The organism is Pseudomonas sp. FW305-3-2-15-E-TSA4 (genome assembly GCF_058787295.1).
This window is the reverse complement of record NZ_JBYSZP010000003.1, coordinates 118,313-143,549: the sequence shown is the minus strand read 5'-3', so window position 1 is coordinate 143,549 and position 25,237 is coordinate 118,313. Positions and strand designations below refer to the sequence as shown.

The window sequence follows — 25,237 nt, the reverse complement described above, 5'->3', positions numbered from 1 at the left end:
AAGCCTTTCCTCTGTAGTTTTACTACTCGTCTATACAGGCGAAAGGCTGAAATGCTCAAAGATTTGTAGTAAAACTACACGCCGCCGGAACAACCTGTCGGCAATCCAAGAATTTTAAATCGTCTGCCCACAAGGCCAGTCGCAAACTCAGGCAACCGATTCTGGAAGCCTTTCCGCCCTGGAGCAAGCCATGCAAGACCTCGATCCCGTCGAAACCCAGGAATGGCTGGACGCCCTGGAATCGGTTCTCGACAAAGAAGGCGAAGACCGTGCTCACTATCTGATGACCCGTATGGGTGAACTGGCGACCCGCAGCGGTTCGCAGCTCCCTTACGCCATCACCACGCCTTACCGCAACACCATCCCGGTAACCCACGAAGCACGCATGCCTGGCGACCTGTTCATGGAACGCCGCATTCGCTCGCTGGTGCGCTGGAACGCAATGGCCATGGTAATGCGTACGAACCTGAAAGATTCTGACCTGGGTGGTCACATCTCCAGCTTCGCTTCCAGCGCGACCCTGTATGACATCGGCTTCAACTATTTCTTCCAGGCCCCGACCGACGAACACGGCGGCGACCTGATCTACTTCCAGGGCCACACCTCGCCAGGCGTTTACGCCCGTGCGTTCATGGAAGGCCGCATCACCGAAGACCAGATGAACAACTTCCGCCAGGAAGTCGACGGTCAGGGCCTGTCGTCCTACCCGCACCCTTGGCTGATGCCTGACTTCTGGCAGTTCCCGACCGTATCCATGGGTCTGGGTCCGATCCAGGCGATCTACCAGGCACGCTTCATGAAGTACCTGGAACACCGCGGTTTCATCCAGCCGGGCAAACAGAAAGTCTGGTGCTTCCTGGGCGACGGCGAGTGCGACGAGCCGGAATCCCTGGGCGCGATCTCCCTGGCTGGCCGCGAGAAGCTGGACAACCTGATCTTCGTCATCAACTGCAACCTGCAGCGCCTCGACGGCCCGGTTCGCGGCAACGGCAAGATCATCCAGGAACTCGAAGGCGTGTTCCGCGGTGCACAGTGGAACGTGACCAAAGTCATCTGGGGCCGTTTCTGGGACCCACTGCTGGCCAAAGACGTCGACGGCATCCTGCAACGTCGCATGGACGAAGTCATCGACGGCGAGTACCAGAACTACAAAGCCAAAGACGGTGCGTTCGTTCGCGAGCACTTCTTCAACACGCCTGAACTCAAGGCGATGGTTGCCGACCTGTCCGACGACGAGATCTGGAAACTCAACCGTGGCGGCCACGACCCGTACAAGGTCTATGCGGCGTACCACGAAGCGGTCAACCACAAAGAACAACCAACCGTCATCCTCGCCAAGACCATCAAGGGTTATGGCACCGGTGCCGGCGAAGCGAAAAACACTGCGCACAACACCAAGAAAGTCGACGTCGACAGCCTGAAGTTGTTCCGCGATCGCTTCGACATCCCGGTCAAGGACGAAGAGCTGGAGAACCTGCCGTTCTTCAAGCCAGAGCCAAACAGCGCCGAAGCCCGCTACCTGAGCGAGCGCCGTGCCGCACTGGGCGGTTTCGTACCGCAGCGCCGCGCGCAGAGCTTCAGCGTACCGACGCCGGACCTGGACACCCTGAAAGCCATCCTCGATGGTTCGGGCGACCGTGAAATTTCCACCACCATGGCCTTCGTGCGGATCCTCGCGCAACTGGTCAAGGACAAGGAAATCGGCCCGCGCATCGTGCCAATCATCCCGGACGAAGCCCGTACCTTCGGTATGGAAGGCATGTTCCGTCAACTGGGCATCTACTCCTCCGTCGGCCAGCTGTACGAGCCAGTCGATAAAGACCAGGTGATGTTCTACAAGGAAGACCAGAAAGGTCAGATCCTTGAAGAAGGCATCAACGAAGCAGGCGCCATGAGCTCCTTCATCGCTGCCGGTACTTCGTACTCCAGCCACAACCAGCCGATGCTGCCGTTCTACATCTTCTACTCGATGTTCGGCTTCCAGCGTATCGGTGACCTGGCCTGGGCCGCTGGCGACAGCCGTACCCGTGGCTTCCTGATCGGCGGCACCGCCGGCCGTACCACCCTGAACGGTGAAGGCCTGCAGCACGAAGACGGTCACAGCCACCTGCTGGCCGCGACCATCCCGAACTGCCGCACCTACGATCCGACCTACGGCTACGAGCTGGCGGTGATCATTCAGGACGGCATGAAGAAGATGACCGAAGAACAACAGGACATCTTCTACTACATCACCGTGATGAACGAGTCGTACCAGCAGCCAGCCATGCCGGCCGGTGCCGAAGAAGGCATCAAGAAAGGCATGTACCTGCTCGAAGAAGACACCCGCGATGCGGCGCATCACGTACAGCTGATGGGCTCCGGCACCATCCTGCGTGAAGTGCGTGAAGCGGCGAAGATCCTGCGTGAAGAGTTCAACATCGGCGCTGACGTATGGAGCGTTACCAGCTTCAACGAACTGCGTCGCGACGGCCTGGCCGTAGAGCGCAGCAACCGTCTCAAGCCTGGCCAGAAGCCTAAGCAGAGCTACGTTGAAGAGTGCCTGAGCGGCCGTAAGGGTCCGGTGATTGCCTCTACCGACTACATGAAGCTGTTCGCCGAGCAGATCCGTCAGTGGGTACCGTCCAAGGAATTCAAAGTCCTGGGCACCGACGGTTTCGGCCGCAGCGACAGCCGCAAGAAACTGCGTCATTTCTTCGAAGTCGACCGTCATTTCGTGGTGTTGGCAGCCCTGGAAGCACTGGCTGACCGTGGTGATATCGAACCTAAAGTCGTGGCCGAGGCCATCGTCAAGTTCGGCATCGAACCGGAAAAACGCAACCCACTGGACTGCTGAGGAGACATTTTGTGAGCGAACTCATTCGCGTACCTGACATCGGCAGCGGTGAAGGTGAAGTAATTGAACTGTTTGTGAAGGTCGGCGACCGTATCGAAGCCGACCAGAGCATCCTGACTCTGGAATCGGACAAGGCCAGCATGGAAGTGCCGGCCCCGAAAGCCGGCGTCATCAAGAGCCTGAAAGTGAAGCTGGGCGACCGCCTGAAAGAAGGCGACGAACTGCTTGAGCTGGAAGTCGAGGGCGCCGCGCAAGCGGCCCCTGCACCTGCTGCTGCACCGGCTGCAAAAGCTGAAGCCAAACCGGCTGCCGCTCCTGCTGCTGCCGCGCCAGCCGCTGCCCCTGCTGCCCCTGCTGCCGCTTCGGTACAGCAAGTGCACGTGCCGGACATCGGCTCGTCGGGCAAGGCGCAGATCATCGAGATCCAGGTCAAGGTCGGCGACACCGTCGAGGCTGATCAATCGTTGATCACCCTGGAATCCGACAAGGCGAGCATGGAAATCCCGTCGCCTGCCGCGGGCGTGGTCAAGGCCATCAGCGTCAAGCTCAACGACGAAGTCGGCACTGGCGACCTGATTCTGGATCTGGAAGTGGCGGGGGCTGCGGCGCCTGCTGCGGCCGCTCCGGCTCAGGCTGCTGCGCCGGCCGCTGCCGCTGCGCCTGCTTCTGCGGCAGCCCCGGCTGCTCCAGTGGCTGACAGCGTTCAGGACATCCACGTTCCGGACATCGGTTCGGCCGGCAAGGCCAAGATCATCGAAGTCCTGGTCAAGGCTGGCGACAGCGTTGAAGCCGACCAGTCGCTGATCACTCTGGAATCCGACAAGGCAAGCATGGAAATCCCATCGCCTGCCGCTGGCGTGGTGGAAAGCATTTCCATCAAGCTGGACGACGAAGTCGGTACCGGCGACCTGATCCTCAAGCTGAAAGTCAAAGGCGCGGCCCCTGCTGCCCCTGCTGCCCCGGCTCCAGCTGCCGCCGCTGCTCCTAGCGCTCCGGCGCCAGCCGCTGCTGCTCCGGCTGCCGCTGCACCTGCTGCTGCCGCTCCGGTTGCTGCTCCGGCCAAGCCTGGCGCGAAAGTTCACGCCGGCCCTGCCGTGCGTCAACTGGCCCGCGAGTTCGGCGTCGAGCTGAGCGCCGTTGGCGCCAGCGGTCCGCACGGTCGCATCCTCAAGGAAGACGTGCAGGTTTACGTCAAGGCGATGATGCAGAAGGCCAAAGAAGCGCCAGCCGCTGGCGGTGCAACCGGTGGCGCGGGCATCCCGCCGATCCCGGTCGTGGACTTCAGCCGCTTCGGTGAAATCGAAGAAGTACCGATGACCCGCCTGATGCAGGTCGGCGCCGCCAACCTGCACCGCAGCTGGCTGAACGTGCCGCACGTGACGCAATTCGACTCGGCGGATATCACCGAGCTGGAAGCGTTCCGCGTTGCGCAGAAAGCCGTCGCCGAGAAGGCCGGCGTCAAGCTGACCATCCTGCCGCTGCTGCTCAAGACCTGTGCGCACCTGCTCAAAGAGCTGCCGGACTTCAACAGTTCGCTGGCGCCAAGCGGCAAGGCGATCATTCGCAAGAAGTACGTCAACATCGGTTTCGCGGTCGACACCCCGGATGGCCTGCTGGTACCGGTCATCAAGAACGTCGACCAGAAGAGCCTGCTGCAACTGGCCGCAGAAGCTGCTTCGCTGGCTGAAAAAGCCCGCACCAAGAAGCTCTCTTCGGACGAGATGCAAGGCGCCTGCTTCACCATTTCCAGCCTCGGCCACATTGGCGGCACCGGCTTCACGCCGATCGTCAACGCGCCGGAAGTGGCGATCCTCGGTGTTTCCAAGGCAACCATCCAGCCAGTCTGGGACGGCAAAGCCTTCCAGCCGAAACTGATGCTGCCACTGTCGCTGTCCTACGATCACCGTGTGATCAACGGCGCTGCTGCTGCACGCTTCACCCAGCGTCTGGGCAGCCTGTTGGGCGACATCCGCACCATCCTGCTGTAAAGCGTTCGGCCCTCCGGCAACGGAGGGCCGATTGCGTTCCACGTTTTCGGGCGCCACACGCTCGTACCTCAACCCCGTCAGTTTGACGGGGCTTTTTTTGCCCGAAGAAAAGTTACAACGCTTTTATTCCTACAACTTCGGTCTACTTAAGCCACGAGTCCAGTCCACTTCGCGCCGATATTTTTTATCCGCCGACAACTAACCTTGGCGGCACAAGTTAAACGAATAACTTGCTACACACTGACCGCTATTCAAGTATCAATTCGAACGGATTCGAACATGTTAAAACCAACTGTCGGCCCGATTATTGGCCATACAACAACTAATCACGCACGCATCTTCATGCGCGGCGACTCGCAAAACAACGCCACCACATTTGCCGGCCTGCGTTATCGAAAGCGCGACAGCAATCAATGGTCAAATAGCCTTTTTTCCCGTTTAAGTGCTTTGCGCGATTTTTGCCAGGTCTTTTCATTGAATGACCTGGAGAGCCATTGCGAGTATGAATACCAAGTGGGCTGGTTCAGCCCCATGAGCCCGGTGCATACCGTCGAGAGCATCGCCGAATTGCCTTTGCAATGGCCGCGCGAGATCTACCGCTTTCGCACCCGTGCCAGCGACGCCGCGCAGCCACGCGCTTATATCATCGGCTCCTGTCGCTACTTGCGCATGACCGCCGGCATTGCTTCCATGCCCCAAATTGGCGACCGTATATTCGCCTCGATCAATCAGTTGATCGAAGGCGCCGAGCCGCCGATCAGCGCCACCCTGATGACCGGAGACCAGATCTATGTCGACGACCTCAACCTGATTGCCCCGGATCGCGAGTACAAGGACATCCTCGATAAATACCGCGCGGCCTTCTCGCAACCGAATATTCAGCGGCTGATGTCCGGCACTTCGACTTACATGATCCTCGACGATCACGAAATTGAAGACAACTGGCCGGCGAACGCCAGCAAGTCCGATCATGAGTTATATCGCAATGCAATGGCGGCGTATGAGTTGTATCAAGCCAGTCATAGTCCGGCGCATGAACTAACAGTTGATGGCGAGATTGATCATTCAAAACTGGCGCATTACTGGTATCAGTTCAGCGATGGCGATATTGAATGGTTTGTCACTGATAGCCGGACTCGGCGCAACCTGGCTGCTGATGATCGACGCATCCTGGACAGCGAGCAGGAACAGGCCTTGGTCGCCTGGCTGAGCAACAGCAAGGCACGGGTCAAATTCGTGGTCACCAGCGTGATGTTCTATCCGGATCGCAAACTGCACGGCGACGATGCCTGGAAAGCCTTCCCGGAGCAGCGCCTGCGTGTGCTGGAAACCATCCGCACCCGACAGATCAGGAATGTCGTATTCGTCTCGGGCGACGTGCACGGCTCGCTGACCTCGCGCCTGACCCATAGCGAAGACCCGGACTTCGAAGTCCACACCATCGTCTCCTCGCCGTTGTGTAACAGCAAACTTTTGCCCTATGCCACGGCGTCGACGTTCATCCTTGATCAGCCACTGGTACGCACTGCGGCGGGTGACTATCAACATGAGTTGACCAGCACTGTGGTCAGCGAAGACAACTTCGCCCATGTAGTGGTCGAGGCTGATCAGATTTTGATCAATTACCATGATCGAGATGGCAAGAAGCTGCAATCGCTCAGCCTGAAATTACGTTGAATCTAAAAGATCGCAGCCTTCGGCAGCTCCTGAAGGACATCGTATATCCCTGCAGGCGCTGCCGCAGGCTGCGATCTTTTGCTCTTTTCAACCACCCACTGGAGAAATGCCCCGAGCGGCCGACACATTCTTATAGCACTTGGCCTTCATCTCTCTTGTCAGTCGGTGCCGCAATGATGCAACCTTGCCGCAGGCAACAGTAAAGAGGGCGCGAGCCCGGCGCGTTCAGCATATTTCCAAGCGAGTTCCTTCATGAAGAGCCAACCCGATGCCGCCAGCCGTATGGCGGCCGAGGTAGTGACGCAGTTGCCTGTGCCCTCGCGGCTCGGCATGCTGCGTTTCGAGCGCTTGAATGAAGCCAGTTGGGCGATGCTGTTTCTCGATCCCAACTGCGAACGCCAGTTCGGCCAGCCGGCCGTTGAGCTCTGTGCACTGGTCGGTTCACCGTATGCCAGCCTGATGGAGCCTGAAGCGCGCTATCAGTTGCACGACGCGATCCAGCAGCAACTGCGCGACAGCCCGCATTATCTGGTGCGCTACACCCTGCACACCGCTGCGGGCGTGCTTAGCATCCTCGAACTCGGCGAAGCCTATAAACAGCACAATCGACACTTGCTGCGCGGTTATCTGCTGGCAGTCGATAACGTGTTCGACGAAGCGCCGACGCTGCCGTCCGTTGACCTCGAAACCCAGAACTCGCGCCTGCAGATCGCCCTCGAACTCAACCAACGTGCCCAGCAGGAACAGCTGCAGCACCTCGATCGCGTGCGCGCCCAGCAGGATCTGATTCTGCTGCTCGCCCGCCAGCGCTACAGCAGCCACAACTCGCTGCAGGAAGCCGCCGAACTGATCACCCGCTGCGCCTGCGACATCTATGAAATCGACTGCGCCAGCCTGTGGAACCTCGAAGGCAATCTGCTGGTGCCGATTTCCGCGTATCACCGCGCGACGCAGGAATACATCCTGCCGGAGGTGATCGACATCAGCGGTTTCCCCGACTACATGGAAGCGCTGCACGGCAGCCGCGCCATCGACGCGCATAATGCGATGCGCGACCCGCGCACCCGTGAGATGGCCGAAGCCCTGCGCCCGCGTGACGTCAACGCCATGCTCGACGCCAGCATCCGCGTCGACGGCCAGGTGGTCGGCGTGCTCTGTCTGGAGCAGACCGGCGTCACCCGCGCCTGGCAGTCCGACGAAATCGCCTTTGCCGGTGAGCTGGCCGACCAGTTCGCCCAGGTCATCAACAACCACAACCGCCGCACCGCCACCAGCGCCCTGCACCTGTTCCAGCGTGCGGTCGAGCAAAGTGCCAACGCCTTTCTGCTGGTCAATTGCGACGGCGTGGTCGAGTACGTCAACCCGAGCTTCACCGCGATCACCCAGTACTCCACCGAGGAAGTCCATGGCCAGCGCCTGTCGGAGCTGCCGGCGCTGGAAAACCTCAGCGAGCTGCTGTTCGACGCACCTTCGGCGCTGGCCAAGAGCAACAGCTGGCAGGGCGAATTCAAGAGCCGGCGCAAAAACCTCGAACCGTACTGGGGCCAGTTGTCGATCTCCAAGGTGTATGGCGACAACCGTGAGCTGACGCACTACATCGGCATCTACGAAGACATCACCCAAACCAAACTGGCGCAACAGCGCATCGAGCGTCTGGCCTACACCGACAACCTGACCAACCTCGGCAACCGCCCGGCGTTTATCCGCAATCTGGACGAACGCTTCGCCCGCGACAGCGATACGCCGATCAGCCTGCTGCTGGTGGACATCGACAACTTCAAGCGGATCAACGACAGCCTCGGTCACCAGACCGGTGACAAGTTGTTGATCAGCCTCGCCCGACGCCTGCGCAACAGCCTGAGCCCGAGCGGCAGCCTCGCGCGGTTCGCCAGTAACGAATTTGCGGTGCTGCTCGACGACACCGACCTCGCCACCGGCCAACAGATCGCCAACCAATTACTGGCGACCCTCGACAAACCGATGTTCGTCGACAACCAGTTGATCAGCGTCACCGGCTCCGTGGGCCTGGCCTGCGCCCCGTTGCACGGCCGCGATCCACAGACCCTGATGCGCAACGCCGGCCTGGCCCTGCACAAGGCCAAGGCCAACGGCAAACACCAGGTCCAGGTGTTCACCGAAGCACTCAACGCCGAGGCCAGTTACAAGCTGTTCGTCGAGAACAACCTGCGCCGCGCCCTGACCCAGAACGAGCTGGACGTGTTCTACCAGCCCAAGCTGTGCCTGCGCAGCGGTCGCCTGCTGGGCATGGAAGCGCTGCTGCGCTGGAACCACCCGGAGCGCGGGATGATCCGCCCCGACCAGTTCATCAGCGTCGCCGAAGAAACCGGTCTGATCATTCCGATCGGCAAGTGGATCGCGCGTCAGGCCTGCCGCATGAGCAAGGCCCTGACCGCCGCTGGCCTGGGCAGTCTGCAGGTGGCGATCAACCTTTCGCCGAAGCAGTTCTCCGACCCGGATCTGGTCGCGTCCATCGCCAACATCCTCAAGGAAGAAGCGCTGCCGGCCAATCTGCTCGAACTGGAGCTGACCGAAGGTCTGCTGCTGGAAGCCACTGAAGACACTCACTTGCAGCTCGATCAACTCAAGCGTCTGGGCCTGACCCTGGCCATGGACGACTTCGGCACCGGTTACTCGTCGCTCAGCTACCTGAAGAAATTCCCGATCGACATCATCAAGATCGATCGCAGCTTCATCCACGAAATCCCCGACAACCAGGACGACATGGAAATCACCTCCGCGGTGATCGCCATGGCCCACAACCTGAAACTCAAAGTCGTGGCCGAAGGCATCGAGACCGCCGAGCAACTGGCGTTTTTGCGTCGCCACCGCTGCGACGTCGGCCAGGGCTACCTGTTCGACCGGCCGATCCCCGGCGCTGAGCTGATTCAGGCGCTCAAGCGCTACCCGCGCGGCCCGCTCCCACATTTGAATAGTGCGAAATCCGGCATCATTCGGCACACTGGCGGTCTGACTTTTTACATCCCATCCTGACTGAGAGGAACGATCATGGTTCTGCGCTCGGAAATTCTGGTGAACAAAAACGTGCTACCGACCAAAGATCAAGCTCTGCCCGGCCGCGAAACCGCGATGACCCTGCCTGAAAAGCATTTCGTCTTCGAAGAAACTCCGCTGCTCGGCCCGTTTTTCCAGGACGTCGACTTTGCGATCTTCGGTCTGGGTTGCTTCTGGGGGGCGGAGCGCCGCTTCTGGCAGCGCGAAGGCGTGGTCAGCACCGTGGTCGGCTACGCCGGCGGCTACACGCCGAACCCGACCTACGAAGAAGTCTGCTCGGGCCTGACCGGCCACGCCGAAGTAGTGCTGGTGGTGTATGACAAGGACAAAGTCAGCTACGAAGAGCTGCTGGCGATGTTCTGGGAGCTGCACAACCCGACGCAAGGCATGCGTCAGGGCAACGACATCGGCACCCAGTACCGTTCGGTGATCTACGCCACCTCACCAGAGCAACTGGACGCGGCGCTGAAGAGCAAAGCGGTGTATCAGGCTGAACTGTCGAAGGCGGGTCTGGGCGAAATCAGCACCGAGATCGAGCAGGCGCCTACCGTGTACTTCGCCGAGGCGTATCACCAGCAATATCTGGCGAAGAACCCTGAGGGCTATTGCGGGATTGGCGGCACCGGCGTGTGCATGCCACCGAGCCTGGCGGGTAACTAAACCTCAAAGCATCGCGGGCAAGCCCGCTCCCACAGGTTTAGCGCCGACTTCAAAATGGCGCAGTACTTTGTGGGAGCGGGCTTGCCCGCGAAGGCGTCCGTTCAGACACCGCTAAAACAGTTGATCAGCTCTCAGCAATCAACCAATCCATCTGCCACCCGCCCTGAGTCTGCCCAAGCTTCTTCGACAACCACGGCAGCAGCTCACGCAATTCTTCCTCCAGCCCCCACGGCGGATTGGCAATCGCCATCCCCGAGCCGTTGAGGCTGTTCGGCGTATCCAGTGGATGCACCAGCAGTTCCACGCGCAGCAACTTCGGCGCACCGGTACCAGCCAGATCCTGATAGAAACGTCGCAGCGCACGCTGATCCTTTACCGGGTACCAGATCGCCGCCACGGTTTGGCGCATCCGGCCAATCGCTTCTTTCAGCGACGCCGCACACTTTTGCATCTCGTCGAGCTGCTCGAACGGCGGATCGATCAACATCACCGCACGCTTCTCCTGCACCGGCAGCATCGCCCGCGCCACATGCCAGCCCTCGCCCAGATGCACTTTCACCCGACGGTCACCGGCCATGTTCTCTTTGAGCTGCACGCCGTCTTCCGGGTGTTTCTCGTTGAGCATCACCCGGTCCTGCGGCCGGGTCAGACGCCGCGCCAACTCCGGCGAACCCGGGTAATAGCGCAACTGGCCATCCGGGTTCATCTCGTGCAGCACCTTCATGTAGTCGGCGGTCAGCGCCGGAAGATCCGGCTGATCCCACAAACGCGCAATGCCTTCCAGGTACTCGCCGGTACGGTTGGCCTGATCACCCTGCAAGTCATACAAACCGATACCGGCGTGCGTATCGAGATAGGCAAACGGCTGCTCCTTGCGCGACATCAGGGCGATGAGGCGGGTCAAGGTCAGGTGTTTGAACACATCGGCGTGATTGCCGGCATGGAAGGCGTGACGATAATTCATGGCTGCTCCTGCGAGGGCCGTGAAGTTTACCTTTTACCGGGCGGCAAGTCAGGGGTTGGCGGCCGAGCGGGCCTCAACAGCAAAGATCGCAGCCTTCGGCAGCTCCTACACGGGATTGGCGTTCCCCCCTGTAGGAGCTGCCGAAGGCTGCGATCTTTTGCCCTTGCCTTTGTGGCGAGGGGATTCATCCCCGATGGGCTGCGCAGCGGCCCCAAGACCTCAATCCCTCATTCCGTCTGACGCCGCGACAACCTGGTTGCGGCCGCTATGCAGCCGAGCGGGAGCAAGCTCCCTCGCCACAAAAACGCTCTCAAACTTACAGGGATAGGTTGCCGAGGCGTTTGCCGATGACATCCAGCACATCGCAGCCGTCACGCAGCGGAATGGCGCAGAGCATGGCGAAGTCGCTGAGGATGATCGAGTCGCATTCGACCGAGCCGCGCATGCACATGTTTTCCAGCACTTGAATCACGGCGCGGATGCGGTGGTTGGCGGCGTCCATGAGGATGTCGAGGGGGACTTGGGTGTCGATGAACAGAGTGGGCATGTCGCTGCAGTTGCCGGTCAGGGCCATGAAGCGGTTGTCGGGATGGGGGATGATTTTTTCGTAGGGTGGGTCGGGTTTAAGCATCGTCATATTTTCTACCATGGATGTGAAAATGAACTGCCTCGCTCCTTCCTACGGGATCGGGTGGCAGCTGTGCACGGGAGTAGGAACCGACCCATGGAATTCGGCCACGCCAAAGCGTGCCCCGCACACAGCCGCCGCTAAAGATATTGCTGGCACAAGTTACATGTCGCAATTAAATCAACAGCGCTGATGCACCATAGGTAACGGGTTCCTACACCCTGTCACCACTCTCGCGGTGACAACGAAAAGACTATCCCCGCAACCCACCGCCCACCAGTTCATGAAATCCGCCGCAACTCGCGGGAAATTTCCGAAGCCTTCGCCCGGAAATTTCACTCCGTTTCGTCCTGCAAATATGCCAATAACGCCGATTGCGACGATTCTTCCGACGCCGAAACCTGAAAAAACTGCTGAACCTTGCAGCGCAACACAGCCTGCGGAAACGCCTCGTACAGCGCCGGATGCTCCTCGCTCAGCCACTGCAGCGCATTCCCGATCCGGACTGAATTCCCTGCTGAAGCCAGCACTGACTCAGGCACTTTCCACCAGGGAAACACCCGCCCTGAAACCTGCGCCCTGCCCCCGATATCCACGGCCTGTCCATTGATCAAGCCGCGCGAGATCACCGGCATCAACTGCGCAGATTGCACTTCATCGGACTGCAGGATCGGCAACAAAAACCGCCCATCCCAGAAGCGAAAAAACACCGCTGCGCCGTCCGGCATCAGCACTTGAGTCAGGCTGCGAAAATGCTCAACTACCACCTCAAGGCTCGCGGAAGACACCGCCAACCACCCCCAGTCGCGAGACTCGGTAGAGGCCACCCAATCGAGAAACTCACTGTCCGCAGCGACAATTCCCACGAAGGGCATCACCGCATCCCACTCGGCGTAGATCGTCTCTGCCCAGATCGGGCTCGGTGCAACCAGTGGAGGCCTGGCGTCGCTAGCGTTACTGAAAATCGCGAACAGTTGCTCCGAAGGTTTCAGCGGCTCACGCGCCAACCACTCTGCAGGTGTGAGGCACTCAGGCAGCACAGACACCGTCCTTGCAGCGCTCGCATTCTTCGCAGAATGGTGCATCACCTTTAAAGCTCATGATTTGCGCAGCAGTGAGCATGGCCGCTGGTGCTGCTGCGAGTTTTGCCGGCAATCCCGGCACTCCCGGCGCTGCACTCATCGCCGCCATTGGCGCCCCACCCACGACAATCGGCACGCTACTGAAAATCCCGCCGGGACCGATGTTGATCCATTGCCCGCCGGCCTGAATCGTCGCGCTCGCGCCACCGTCGATCACCACTTGTTGCCCGGCACTGACGTGAATTTGTGCGCTCGCACTGGTTGCCTGACTACTCACCCGAATATGCCGATCACCAATAACCGTTAGGTGATCGTCCTGTTTCACTTCGGTCTGGCGCTGGCCGTGGGTGATGCGCTGCTCGTCGGCCTTGAGTTCATGGCTGGCAAGGCCAGTGACGACAATGCTGCGCTGGTTGTCGACCTGCACCTGCTGGTCGTGCAGGACATGCTGCGTCCAGTTGCGCTGGGCGCGCAGGTAGATTTCTTCGGCGCCCTTTTTGTCCTCGATGCGCAGCTCGTTGTAACCGCCACCACCGGGGCTGCTCTGGCTGCGGAAGATGCTGCGGGTCTGGTCGGTGGGCAGGTCCAGCGGCAGCGGAGTTGCGGCGTTTGGCAGGCAACCCATCACCAACGGTTTGTCGGCATCGGCATCGATGAAACCGACCAGCACTTCCATGCCGACCCGCGGGATCAGCACGCTGCCGTAATGATCATGCGCCCAGCCCGTGGCAACGCGCAGCCAGCAACTGGAATGCTCGTTGAGCTCGCCGTCACGATCCCAGGCCAGTTGCACCTTGACCCGGCCGTACTCGTCGCAATGGATTTCCGTGTCTTGCGGCCCGGTGACCACGGCAGGCTGATAACCGGGCATGCGCGGTTTTTCCGGCCCCAACGCCGGGCGAAAGAACACCTCCCACGGCGTGGCAAGAAAGGTATTACGGTAACCCTGGAATGTTTCCCCATCGCTGGTCACCGATTCCTCCAGCACTTGCGGCTGTCGGCCATGATGCTCGATGACGGTGAGCAGCCAAAGGTCATTCCAGTCCTGGCGCGGATGCTCGCTCAGTTGCAGGAAATGTCCGCAAACCAGTGCGGATACGTCGCTGATGCCCTCAGCCTGACGGTAGTCGGCGACATGCCTTTCCAGCGTACGTTGCGCCAGTTGCCTGCCGGTTTCTCGATCGTTGAATTGGCCGGGAAAGTGATAGTCCTCCAGCACCGGGCGCTGCTCACAGTCGCTGCGGCTTTGCAGTTGCAGTCGCGGCTTTTCGAAGTTGTAGTCGCGCCGGGTCACCACGCTGGTACGGGTTTCCACTCGGACATTGAAGCGCTTGATGGCCGGCGCCGTCGACGCCATGCCGCTGCCCGGCAGATACAGCGTCGGCTCGGCCAGGCGCGGAAACACCGTTTGATCGTCGCCGAACACCAACAGATGGCCTTCGGGACTGTGCTGAAAGTGGTAATGAATGCCGACCTCGGCACACAGGCGCTGGATGAACGCCAGATCGCTCTCGGCGTATTGCACGCAATATTCCCGCACCGGGTAATCGCTGCCGAGGCGGAACTCGAAGGCATCGCGCAGGATTGCGTGATCCTTGAGGATCTGCGCGACGATCTGTGGAACCGTCTGATGCTGAAAAATCCGCTGGTTGATGCGGTGACCGAGGTAGGTCAGACGCGACACCAGGCTCAGGTGGTAGCGCGTCAGACGTTTCCCGGAATCGCCCTGCCCGACCTGATAAATCTGACCATGGACACCGGAACCTTCCTCATCGAAGCTCAGAAACGCCTGACGGTGCAGCAGGCTTTCGAGGTCCAGATCCGGACGCTCACTGACCAGTTCCAGCTCGAAACGAAAGGGTTGGCTGATGGCTTCCTTGCCCGTGAACTCAAGGACTTTGAGATCAACTTGGGCGCCTTCGAGGGTCAACGTGAAACGCGGTTGATTGGCAGGCGCGAACATCCGATGTCTCTCTGCAGATTGAGGGCGGGCGATTCTGCATGAGGGGCAAGAGGTGTTGGGTGGGTGACGGGAAAATCAGATTTGCCCTACTTCTCCTGTCGAAAAAGCCTTCGGATATTGGCGCAATCGACTACAGACATATCCCCCAAAACCACCACTGGACCTGTGGGAGCTGGCTTGCCAGCGATGAGGCCGGCACATCCAACTTATGCGCTCACTGACACACCGCCATCGCTGGCAAGCCAGCTCCCACAGGGTTCTCCAAGTTCTTGAGAAATCAAAGGCATAAAAAAACGGCCCGCCTCCTGTAGGAAGCGGGCCGTTTTCTGGTGAGCCGAAGCTCAATGCATCACTTGTTCAGGTGGAAATCTTTTTCCGCCGCTTCAAAGCGCTGCACCATGCCTTTGGTTGGCTCACCCATTTTGCTGACGATGTAGATCGCCAGGCTGGCGAAGATGAAGCCCGGGATGATTTCGTACAGACCCAGCAGTTCGAAATGCTTCCAGACCACTACGGTGATCGCGCCGACCAGGATGCCGGCCAGTGCGCCGTTGCGGGTCATGTCCTTCCAGATCACCGAGATCAGCACCACCGGACCGAACGCGGCACCGAAACCGGCCCAGGCGTAGGACACCAGGCCCAGTACGCGGTTTTCCGGGTTGGCGGCCATGGCGATAGCGATCAGCGCTACCAGCAACACCATCGCGCGACCGACCCACACCAGCTCAACCTGGGAGGCGGATTTGCGCAGGAAGGTTTTGTAGAAGTCTTCGGTCAGAGCGCTCGAGCAAACCAGCAGCTGGCAGCTCAGGGTGCTCATCACAGCGGCGAGAATCGCCGACAGCAGGACACCGGCCACCCAAGGATTGAAGAGGATTTTCGCCAGTTCGATGAACACCCGCTCGTGGTTCTCGGTGACTGGGCCGGCCACTTCCGGGTGCGCCGAGAAGTAGGCGATACCGAAGAAACCCACGGCGACGGTGCCGCCCAGGCACAGGATCATCCAGGTCATGGAGATGCGACGGGCGTTGGCAATCGACTTCACCGAGTCAGCGGCCATGAAACGCGCGAGGATGTGCGGCTGACCGAAGTAACCCAGACCCCAGCCCATCAGCGAGATGATGCCGATGAAGGTGGTGCCCTTGAGCATGTCGAAGTTGCTCGGGTCCTGAGCTTCGATGGCGAGGAACGTAGTATCGACACCACCGGTGGCCAGCAGCACGATGATCGGCGTCAGCAGCAGCGCGAAGATCATCAGCGTGGCTTGTACGGTGTCAGTCCAGCTCACCGCGAGGAAACCGCCGACGAAGGTGTAGGCAATCGTCGCCGCAGCACCGGCCCACAGCGCCGTCTCGTAGGACATGCCGAAGGTGCTTTCGAACAGACGGGCGCCAGCCACGATGCCGGAAGCGCAGTAAATGGTGAAGAACACCAGAATCACCACCGCCGAGATGATACGCAGCAGGCCGCTTTTGTCTTCGAAACGGCTGGAGAAGTAGTCCGGCAGAGTCAGGGCATCGCCGTTGTGCTCGGTCTGCACGCGCAGACGGCCCGCGACGAACAGCCAGTTCAGGTAGGCGCCGACGATCAGGCCGATGGCGATCCAGCTTTCGGACAGACCGGACATGTAGATGGCGCCCGGCAGGCCCATCAACAACCAGCCGCTCATGTCGGAAGCACCGGCAGACAGAGCCGTCACGACGCTGCCCAGGCTGCGGCCGCCAAGAATGTAGTCAGAGAGGTTATTGGTGGAGCGATAGGCCATGAAGCCGATCAGCACCATTGCTGCGATGTAGATCACGAACGTGATCAGTGTTGGATTGCTTACGCTCATTAAGTTACGCCCTGGCTTTGTTTTTATGTTGCAGCGGTGATTGATCGTCCACAAACGACGACGTTTGGCAGACGAAACGGGATCCCGCGCATTTAGGACTGATGTTTCCCCAGGAAAGCCACCAGCCGATGCACCGGGTATTCCCGGTTGCACCTTGGGCGCGAATGCTATGCAACAAAGTAAAAAAGGTGCAACCAGTTTCTGGCGATTAAGTTGCACCTAGTCGGATATACCAATAAATATGCCGTTTTTGCTCCTTTTTAGCGCAGTCACGGCGCTCCGCTAGAAGTAAAAGCACCAAGCAGGAGCGGCACTTCAGTACCAGAAAATAATTCCTGACGAAGCGTTTATTTTTCTGACAAAAAAAGGGTTGCACCCGGTTGCACCTCTTCCGGCGCACGGCTAATCTTGCCGCCAGCTGATGCCACGCAACTGTGGCAACCATGAGGATAAAAATATGGCTACCACCACCCTTGGGGTCAAACTCGATGACCCGACCCGCGAGCGCCTGAAGGCTGCCGCGACCTCGATTGATCGCACACCGCACTGGCTGATCAAGCAGGCAATTTTCAATTACCTGGAAAAACTCGAGGGTGGTGCAACCCTGACCGAACTGAACGGTTTGACCGCCAAAGACAGCGATGACGCTGGCGAAGTCCATACCGATCACGCCCACCAGTGCTTCCTCGAATTCGCTGAAAGCATCCTGCCGCAATCGGTACTGCGCGCTTCGATCACTGCTGCTTACCGCCGCCCTGAGCCGGAAGTGGTGCCGATGCTGATCGAGCAGGCACGCCTGCCGGCACCGATGGCCGAAGCCACCAACAAACTCGCTGCGACCATCGCGGAAAAACTGCGTAACCAGAAAAGTGCCGGCGGTCGTGCAGGCATTGTTCAGGGTCTGCTGCAGGAATTTTCCCTGTCGTCTCAGGAAGGCGTGGCCCTGATGTGCCTGGCCGAAGCACTGCTGCGTATCCCGGACAAAGGCACTCGCGATGCGCTGATCCGCGACAAGATCAGCACCGGCAACTGGCAGCCGCACCTGGGCAACAGCCCGTCGCTGTTCGTCAACGCCGCCACCTGGGGTCTGCTGCTGACCGGCAAACTGGTGTCGACCCACAATGAAGCTGGTCTGACCTCGTCGCTGAGCCGAATCATCGGCAAGAGCGGCGAGCCGATGATCCGCAAGGGCGTCGACATGGCCATGCGTCTGATGGGCGAGCAGTTCGTCACCGGCGAAACCATCGCCGAAGCGCTGGCCAACGCGAGCAAGTTCGAAGCCAAGGGCTTCCGCTATTCCTACGACATGCTCGGTGAAGCGGCCCTCACCGAACACGATGCGCAGAAGTACCTGGCGTCGTACGAACAAGCCATTCACTCGATCGGCAAAGCCTCCCACGGCCGTGGGATTTATGAAGGCCCGGGCATTTCCATCAAGCTCTCGGCGCTGCACCCGCGTTATAGCCGTGCGCAGTACGAGCGTGTGATGGACGAGCTGTACCCGCGCCTGCTGTCGCTGACCCTGTTGGCCAAACAATACGACATCGGCCTGAACATCGACGCCGAAGAAGCCGACCGCCTGGAGCTGTCGCTGGATCTGCTCGAGCGCCTGTGCTTCGAACCGCAACTGACCGGCTGGAACGGCATCGGTTTCGTTATCCAGGCTTATCAGAAGCGTTGCCCGTACGTGATCGACTACGTGATCGATCTGGCCCGCCGCAGCCGTCATCGCCTGATGATCCGCCTGGTGAAAGGCGCGTACTGGGACAGCGAAATCAAGCGCGCCCAGGTCGAAGGCCTGGAAGGCTATCCGGTCTACACCCGCAAGGTGTACACCGACGTTTCCTATATTGCCTGCGCGCGCAAACTGCTGTCGGTGCCGGAAGTCATCTACCCGCAGTTCGCCACGCACAACGCCCACACCCTGTCGGCGATTTACCACATTGCCGGTCAGAACTATTACCCGGGCCAGTACGAATTCCAGTGCCTGCACGGCATGGGCGAACCGCTCTACGAGCAGGTTGTCGGCAAAGTTTCCGAAGGCAAGCTGAACCGTCCGTGCCGCGTGTACGCACCGGTCGGTACCCACGAAACCCTGCTGGCATACCTCGTGCGTCGTCTGCTGGAAAACGGCGCCAACACTTCGTTCGTCAACCGCATCGCCGACCAGTCGATTTCGATTCAGGAACTGGTGGCCGATCCGGTGGCCCAGATCGAGCAGATGGCGACCGTGGAAGGTGGTTTCGGCCTGCCGCACCCACGCATTCCGCTGCCGCGAGACCTCTACGGCGCCGATCGCGCCAACTCCGCCGGCATCGACATGGCCAACGAACATCGTCTGGCCTCGCTGTCCTGCGCCCTGCTCGCCACTGCGCACAACAACTGGAAAGCCGTGCCGATGCTCGGTTGCGCTTCCAGCAACGAAGCCCCGGCACCGGTGCTGAACCCGGCGGATCACCGCGATGTGGTCGGTCACGTGCAGGAAGCCACCGTCGAAGACGTCGACAACGCGATCCAGTGCGCGCTGAATGCTGCACCGATCTGGCAGGCCACCCCGCCGGCCGAGCGCGCGGCGATTCTGGAGCGTGCCGCCGACCTGATGGAAGGCGAGATCCAGCCACTGATGGGCCTGCTGGCCCGTGAAGCCGGCAAGACCTTCGCCAACGCCATTGCTGAGGTGCGTGAAGCGGTCGACTTCCTGCGTTACTACGCGGTGCAGGCGCGCAACGATTTCAGCAACGACGCCCACCGCCCACTGGGCCCGGTGGTGTGCATCAGCCCGTGGAACTTCCCGCTGGCCATCTTCAGTGGTCAGGTCGCTGCCGCACTGGCCGCCGGTAACCCGGTACTGGCCAAACCTGCGGAACAGACGCCGCTGGTTGCCGCGCAAGCCGTACGTTTGCTGCTGGAAGCCGGGATTCCCGAAGGCGTGCTGCAACTGCTGCCGGGTCGCGGTGAAACCGTCGGTGCCGGTCTGGTCGGTGATGAGCGCGTCAAAGGCGTGATGTTCACCGGTTCCACCGAAGTCGCGCGCCTGCTGCAACGCAACATCGCTGGCCGTCTCGACAGCCAGGGCCGTCCGATTCCGCTGATCGCCGAAACCGGCGGGCAGAACGCGATGATCGTCGACTCTTCGGCGCTGACCGAACAAGTGGTGATCGACGTGGTGTCCTCGGCCTTCGACAGTGCCGGCCAGCGTTGCTCGGCCCTGCGCGTGCTGTGCCTGCAGGAAGATTCCGCCGACCGTGTCATCGAAATGCTCAAAGGCGCGATGGCTGAAAGCCGCCTCGGCAACCCTGAGCGTCTGTCCGTGGACATTGGCCCGGTGATCGACGCCGAAGCCAAGGCCGGCATCGACAAGCACATCCAGGGCATGCGCGATAAAGGTCGCAGCGTGTACCAAGTGGCTATCGCCGACAGCGAAGAAGTCAAACGCGGCACCTTCGTCATGCCGACCCTGATCGAGCTGGAAAGCTTCGACGAGCTGCAACGCGAGATCTTCGGCCCGGTGCTGCACGTGGTGCGCTACAAGCGCAAGGACATCGACCAGTTGATCGGCCAGATCAATGCCTCCGGTTATGGCCTGACCCTCGGCGTACACACCCGCATCGACGAGACCATCGCCAAGGTGATCGACAACGTCAACGCCGGTAACGTCTACGTCAACCGCAACATCGTCGGTGCCGTGGTCGGCGTGCAGCCGTTCGGCGGCGAAGGCCTGTCGGGTACTGGCCCGAAAGCCGGTGGTCCGCTGTACCTGTACCGTCTGCTGTCGACCCGTCCTACTGACGCGATCGAGCAATCCTTCGCTCGCGGTGATGCAGTCGTCGCCCCGGACGTGCGTCTGCGTGATGCCATGAGCAAACCGCTGAACGCCTTCAAGGCCTGGGCCGAGAGCAACCAGTACGCCGAACTGAGCACCCTGTGCGTGCAGTACGCCGCGCAATCGCAAAGCGGCATCACCCGCGTGCTGGCCGGCCCGACCGGCGAGAAGAACAGCTACGCGATCCTGCCGCGTGAACACGTGCTGTGCCTGGCCGACGTCGAAGGCGATCTGCTGACTCAACTGGCGGCGGTATTGGCTGTCGGCGGTTCGGCGGTATGGCCGGAGTCCGACATCAGCAAGGCCTTGTTCGCACGCCTGCCGAAGGAAGTTCAGGCGCGGATCAAACGGGTTGCCGACTGGCACAAGGATGAAGTGGTGTTTGATGCGGTTCTGCATCACGGCCATTCCGACCAGTTGCGTGGCGTCTGCCAGCAGATTGCCAAGCGTGCCGGTGCGATCGTTGGCGTTCAGGGCCTGTCCCAGGGCGAGACCAACATTGCGCTGGAGCGTCTGGTGATCGAGCGTGCATTGAGCGTCAACACCGCGGCGGCGGGGGGTAATGCCAGCCTGATGACTATCGGTTAAACCCGAGAAGTCAGGCAACCGCGATGGTTGCCTGACAATCAAATCCCAATGTGGGAGCGGGCTTGCTCGCGAAGGCGTTGTGTCAGTCGACATCTCCAGTGACTGATCCACCGCATTCGCGAGCAAGCCCGCTCCCACAGTTGTTTTGGGGTGTTTGTTAAGTCGGTGCTCGGCCCTGACATCACCGTTATCAATCATCGTATTCAGTCTTTATCAGCAAGCCTAGACTCGGCCCAACCCCCATTTTCAGGTAGGCCGCCATGTCCGAGACGCTGCTCAGTTCCCGTAATCTGGCTTTCGAGCTGTACGAAGTCCTCGATGCCGAGGGCCTGACCCGGCGTGAGCGCTTTGCCGAGCACAACCGCGAGACCTTCGATGCGGCCATCGGCACCGCGCGCAGCATCGCCGAGAAATACTTCGCGCCGCACAACCGCAAGGGCGACGAGAACGAGCCGCGCTACGAGAACGGCCAGGCGATGCTGATTCCCGAAGTGAAACCGGCGGTGGACGCGTTCCTTGAAGCGGGTTTCCTCAATGCCGCGCGCAGCTTCGAAGCCGGCGGCATGCAACTGCCGACGCTGCTGTCGCAAGCGTGCTTCGCGCACTTTCAAGCGGCGAACGCGGCGACCACTTCCTACCCGTTCCTGACCATGGGCGCGGCCAATCTGATCGAAAGCTTTGGCACCGACGAGCAGAAACAGCGATTCCTGCAACCGATGATCGACGGCCGTTTCTTCGGCACCATGGCCCTGACCGAACCGCACGCCGGTTCGTCGCTGTCGGATATTCGTACCCGCGCCGAGCCGGCGTCCGACGGCACTTATCGACTCAAGGGCAACAAGATCTTCATTTCCGGCGGCGATCATCCGCTGTCGGAAAACATCGTGCACATGGTGCTGGCCAAACTGCCCGACGCGCCGCCAGGCGTGAAAGGTATTTCGCTGTTCATTGTGCCGAAGTTTCTGGTCAACGATGACGGCAGCCTCGGCCAGCGCAATGATGTGCTGCTGGCCGGGCTGTTCCACAAGATGGGCTGGCGCGGCACCACTTCCACCGCGCTGAACTTCGGCGATAACGGCGAGTGCGTCGGCTATCTGGTGGGCAATCCGCACCATGGTTTGAGCTACATGTTCCAGATGATGAACGAGGCGCGGATTGGCGTCGGCATGGGCGCGGTGATGCTCGGCTACGCCGGTTACCTGTACTCGCTGGAATACGCCCGCGAACGCCCGCAAGGCCGAGTGCCGGACAGCAAGGATCCGAGCACCGCGCCGGTAGCGATCATTCAGCACGCGGACGTCAGACGCATGCTGTTGACGCAAAAGTCCTACGTCGAAGGGGCGTTTGACCTCGGCCTGTACGCGGCGCGGCTGTTCGATGACACCACCACGCTGGAAACCGAAGCCGAGCGCAAACAGGCCCACGAGCTGCTGGATTTGCTGACGCCGATCGTCAAATCCTGGCCGTCGGAGTTCTGCCTGAAGGCCAACGAACTGGCGATCCAGATTCTCGGCGGTCACGGTTACACCCGCGAATACCCGGTGGAACAGTACTACCGCGACAACCGCCTGAACCCGATCCACGAAGGCACCCACGGCATTCAGTCACTGGACTTGCTCGGGCGCAAACTGGCGCAGAACGGCGGCGCGGGGCTCAAACAACTGATCCGTCTGATCGCCAACACCGCCGAGCGCGCGACTGCGTATGAATCGTTGACCGCACTGCGTGAGCCATTGGAGAAACTGGTGGCGCGCCTGCAAGCGGTGACCATCGGCCTGCTCACCGATCTGGCGCAGGGCAAGGTCAACAGCAGCCTGGCGAATTCGGCGCTGTACCTGAGGGTGTTCGGGCACACGGTGATTGGCTGGCGCTGGCTGGAGCAGGCGATTCGGGCTGAGGAAGGTTTGGCCAAAGGCAATGCGGCGGATGCTGACTTCTATATGGGCAAGCTACAGGCGGCGCGGTATTTCCTGACGTGGGAAGTGCCGGGCTGTCACCAGGAGCTGGCGTTGCTGGAGGCGCGGGATGATACGTGCCTGGCGATGCAGGATGGGTGGTTCTGATCCGAGTTGTGTGCCGCGGCTGAAATCCAATCGCGAGCAGGCTCACTCCTACAGTTGGAATGCGTTCCTCTGTAGGAGTGAGCCTGCTCGCGATAGCGTCAGTTCAAACAACACATCTCTCAGGACAGCTTGAACCCACCCATCTGCCTTGCCAGATCATCCGCCAACCGCTGCAACATCTGACAATCCTCGCGACACGCCCGCACCTCGCCCGCCGTCGCCCGGGCCAGATCGGAAATCCCCTGCACGTTGCGATTGATCTCCTCGGTCACCGCCGATTGTTCTTCCGTCGCGGTCGCCACCTGATGGTTCATGTCGCTGATGCGCTCGACCTGCCCGGTAATCGCAGTCAACGACGCGCCGGTACGCTGGCTCGACTCAACCCCGGTGCCGGTCGCAGCCTGCCCGGTGCGCATCGATGACACGGCATTCTCGGCGCCTTGCTTGAGGCTGCCGATCATTTGCTGAATCTCGTCGGTGGAGGCCTGGGTTCTGCGCGCCAAGGTGCGCACTTCATCCGCCACTACCGCAAACCCGCGCCCCATATCTCCGGCGCGCGCCGCTTCAATCGCCGCGTTGAGCGCCAGCAAGTTGGTCTGCTCGGACACCCCGCGAATCACCGCCAGCACCGAGTCGATCGACGCCACCTGATGCGCCAGCTCACCCACCGCACCTGCCGCCACACCAATCTCGTCGGACATGCTTTCGATATGACGGATCGAGCCACCGACCACCTCCCGCGCCTGCAGCGCTTCATCGCGAGCAGTTTGTGAAGCAAGCGCGGCGTTGCCGGCGTTCTGGGCGATTTCCTGCACGGTCAGACCCATTTCATGCACCGCCGTGGCGACCATGTCGGTCATTTCCTGCTGGCGCCCGGAGCGTTCAGCGGTGTTTTCCACCACTTTCGCCACTTGGCCGACTGCCGTGCGCAAGCGCTCGCTGGTGGTCAGCACTTCGCCAATCAGCCCGCGCTGGCTGTCGAGAAAACGGTTGAAGCCGCGCGCGAGATCGCCCAGCTCATCGGCGCGACTGGAATCTAACCGATGGGTCAAATCTCCACCGCCGCTACCGATCGCTACCAGCGCGGCTGTTACCTGACGAATCGGTCGCACCAGCCCTTGGGCCAGCCACACCACCAACGCCAGGCACACCAGTGCCACCGCCAGACCGATGCCGCCGCTCATCCACATCGCCTTGCGGGCTTCGGCGTAGATCTGCGATTGCGGCACTTCGGCCACCAGCGTCCAGCCCAGATCGCGCAGCGGCAGGCTGAAGGCGAGGAAGTCTTCGCCATCGCGCTGGAAGGAACTGCTGGTGGCAACTTTTTGACCCATGACCGCTTGCGCCGCCGACGCACCGATCTGCTCCGTGAGGGTGCGCTTGCCACTGAACTGCGCCTCGGGGTGAACCTGGATCAAACCGTCGGAACGCACGAGATAGACCTTACCGCGCTCGCCAAAGCTGAAGTTGTGGATCAACTCCGACAGCTCTTTCATGCTTAGGCCGAGTCCCGCGACGCCGACCACTTTGCCGGCCTGCTCGACCTTCAAGTCGATGAACAGTGCCAATTCTCCGGTGGCGCCATCGTTGTCGATGTTCAGGGTGCGCGGCTGATGGCTGTCGAGGAAGGAATAAAACCAGGCATCGGCCGGTTTGGCCCGACTGAGGGTGCGGTCGAGGCCTTTTTCGGTGATGTAGTGATTGGAATCGGTGCCGATGATCAGTGCTGTGAAGGCTTTATGTTCGGCGCGGATGCCCTCCAGATACTGCGCGAAGGCCGCTGTTTTGCTGCTGTCTTCACCCGACGCCAACCAGTCGCGCACCATGGAATTGCTGGCGATGTCTTTGGCGGCGGTCAGCGGCTGGACGAGGATGCGTTCGATGTCGTTGCGCGTCGCTTCGATGCTCGACGGCAGCGCTTGTTCGACCAGATAGCTCTGGGCGAGGCGGTTGACCACCAGGGTATAAATGCCAACCACGATAAGGATGCTGACCAGCAGGGCGGTGCCCATGCTGAGAATCAGCTGCCATTGAATACTGCGTCGCCACAACTGCATGGAGCACCCCCAAAGAATAAGTGGCCGAAACAATGCAACAG

Annotated in this window: 13 protein-coding genes; 7 read left to right on the top strand and 6 right to left on the bottom strand. The window is 60.5% G+C overall.

From position 1 onward, the window contains the following. The first annotated feature begins 190 nt into the window (after window positions 1-190). The 5 genes from aceE to msrA all read left to right on the top strand — a co-directional run bounded on the left by aceE (window position 191) and on the right by msrA (window position 10,194). On the top strand, window positions 191-2,836 hold the full coding sequence (gene aceE / locus AC3WMV_RS05040) for a pyruvate dehydrogenase (acetyl-transferring), homodimeric type (protein WP_103368213.1): 2,646 nt from the start codon (window positions 191-193) through the stop codon (window positions 2,834-2,836). Window positions 2,837-2,847: 11 nt separating this feature from the next. After that, the gene (aceF, locus tag AC3WMV_RS05035) at window positions 2,848-4,824 is read left to right on the top strand and encodes a dihydrolipoyllysine-residue acetyltransferase (protein WP_027611362.1); all 1,977 of its coding nucleotides are present in this window, start codon (window positions 2,848-2,850) and stop codon (window positions 4,822-4,824) included. 279 nt (window positions 4,825-5,103) lie between these two features. Next, window positions 5,104-6,501, top strand: coding sequence for an alkaline phosphatase D family protein (locus AC3WMV_RS05030; protein ID WP_103368212.1), 1,398 nt, complete (start codon window positions 5,104-5,106; stop codon window positions 6,499-6,501). 252 nt (window positions 6,502-6,753) lie between these two features. Further along, window positions 6,754-9,513: a putative bifunctional diguanylate cyclase/phosphodiesterase gene (locus tag AC3WMV_RS05025; RefSeq protein WP_492561387.1), complete on the top strand. Its 2,760-nt coding sequence runs from the start codon at window positions 6,754-6,756 to the stop codon at window positions 9,511-9,513. 15 nt (window positions 9,514-9,528) lie between these two features. Next, a complete protein-coding gene (gene msrA, locus AC3WMV_RS05020; protein WP_097087056.1) occupies window positions 9,529-10,194 on the top strand; it encodes a peptide-methionine (S)-S-oxide reductase MsrA in 666 nt (221 codons plus the stop codon). Between the two features lie 124 nt (window positions 10,195-10,318). Here msrA and AC3WMV_RS05015 read toward each other — a convergent pair whose 3' ends face one another. From AC3WMV_RS05015 to putP, 5 genes are all read right to left on the bottom strand, one after another. Beyond that, window positions 10,319-11,158, bottom strand: coding sequence for a 23S rRNA (adenine(2030)-N(6))-methyltransferase RlmJ (locus tag AC3WMV_RS05015; protein WP_003220988.1), 840 nt, complete (start codon window positions 11,156-11,158; stop codon window positions 10,319-10,321). 316 nt (window positions 11,159-11,474) lie between these two features. Continuing rightward, window positions 11,475-11,795, bottom strand: coding sequence for a hypothetical protein (locus AC3WMV_RS05010; RefSeq protein WP_097087106.1), 321 nt, complete (start codon window positions 11,793-11,795; stop codon window positions 11,475-11,477). A gap of 326 nt (window positions 11,796-12,121) precedes the next feature. Then, a complete protein-coding gene (locus AC3WMV_RS05005; RefSeq protein WP_103368699.1) occupies window positions 12,122-12,826 on the bottom strand; it encodes a DUF4123 domain-containing protein in 705 nt (234 codons plus the stop codon). After that, window positions 12,816-14,831, bottom strand: a complete 2,016-nt coding sequence (locus AC3WMV_RS05000) for a type VI secretion system Vgr family protein (protein ID WP_103368700.1) — start codon at window positions 14,829-14,831, stop codon at window positions 12,816-12,818. The genes AC3WMV_RS05005 and AC3WMV_RS05000 overlap by 11 nt, the downstream gene beginning before the upstream one ends. Window positions 14,832-15,180: 349 nt before the next feature. Beyond that, on the bottom strand, window positions 15,181-16,665 hold the full coding sequence (putP, locus tag AC3WMV_RS04995; RefSeq protein WP_103368701.1) for a sodium/proline symporter PutP: 1,485 nt from the start codon (window positions 16,663-16,665) through the stop codon (window positions 15,181-15,183). Window positions 16,666-17,122: 457 nt separating this feature from the next. Here putP and putA point away from each other — a divergent pair, with 457 nt between their 5' ends. Together putA and AC3WMV_RS04985 are read left to right on the top strand one after the other, a co-directional pair. Then, a complete protein-coding gene (gene putA / locus AC3WMV_RS04990; RefSeq protein ID WP_103368702.1) occupies window positions 17,123-21,076 on the top strand; it encodes a trifunctional transcriptional regulator/proline dehydrogenase/L-glutamate gamma-semialdehyde dehydrogenase in 3,954 nt (1,317 codons plus the stop codon). Between the two features lie 260 nt (window positions 21,077-21,336). After that, window positions 21,337-23,139: an acyl-CoA dehydrogenase gene (locus AC3WMV_RS04985; RefSeq protein WP_103368703.1), complete on the top strand. Its 1,803-nt coding sequence runs from the start codon at window positions 21,337-21,339 to the stop codon at window positions 23,137-23,139. A gap of 119 nt (window positions 23,140-23,258) precedes the next feature. On the opposite strand, the gene AC3WMV_RS04980 is transcribed toward AC3WMV_RS04985, so the two are convergent. Then, window positions 23,259-25,196: a methyl-accepting chemotaxis protein gene (locus AC3WMV_RS04980; RefSeq protein ID WP_027611352.1), complete on the bottom strand. Its 1,938-nt coding sequence runs from the start codon at window positions 25,194-25,196 to the stop codon at window positions 23,259-23,261. Between the last annotated feature and the right edge of the window lie 41 nt (window positions 25,197-25,237).

Excerpts from the sequence above, each read along its gene's own strand:
- aceE (WP_103368213.1), top strand. The coding sequence starts at position 191 with ATGCAAGACCTCGATCCCGTCGAAACCCAGGAATGGCTGGACGCCCTG.
- AC3WMV_RS05030 (WP_103368212.1), top strand. The coding sequence starts at position 5,104 with ATGTTAAAACCAACTGTCGGCCCGATTATTGGCCATACAACAACTAAT.
- AC3WMV_RS05025 (WP_492561387.1), top strand. The coding sequence starts at position 6,754 with ATGAAGAGCCAACCCGATGCCGCCAGCCGTATGGCGGCCGAGGTAGTG.
- putA (WP_103368702.1), top strand. The coding sequence starts at position 17,123 with ATGGCTACCACCACCCTTGGGGTCAAACTCGATGACCCGACCCGCGAG.
- AC3WMV_RS05000 (WP_103368700.1), bottom strand. The coding sequence starts at position 14,831 with ATGTTCGCGCCTGCCAATCAACCGCGTTTCACGTTGACCCTCGAAGGC.
- AC3WMV_RS05015 (WP_003220988.1), bottom strand. The coding sequence starts at position 11,158 with ATGAATTATCGTCACGCCTTCCATGCCGGCAATCACGCCGATGTGTTC.
- msrA (WP_097087056.1), top strand. The coding sequence starts at position 9,529 with ATGGTTCTGCGCTCGGAAATTCTGGTGAACAAAAACGTGCTACCGACC.
- putP (WP_103368701.1), bottom strand. The coding sequence starts at position 16,665 with ATGAGCGTAAGCAATCCAACACTGATCACGTTCGTGATCTACATCGCA.
- AC3WMV_RS04980 (WP_027611352.1), bottom strand. The coding sequence starts at position 25,196 with ATGCAGTTGTGGCGACGCAGTATTCAATGGCAGCTGATTCTCAGCATG.
- AC3WMV_RS05010 (WP_097087106.1), bottom strand. The coding sequence starts at position 11,795 with ATGACGATGCTTAAACCCGACCCACCCTACGAAAAAATCATCCCCCAT.
- AC3WMV_RS04985 (WP_103368703.1), top strand. The coding sequence starts at position 21,337 with ATGTCCGAGACGCTGCTCAGTTCCCGTAATCTGGCTTTCGAGCTGTAC.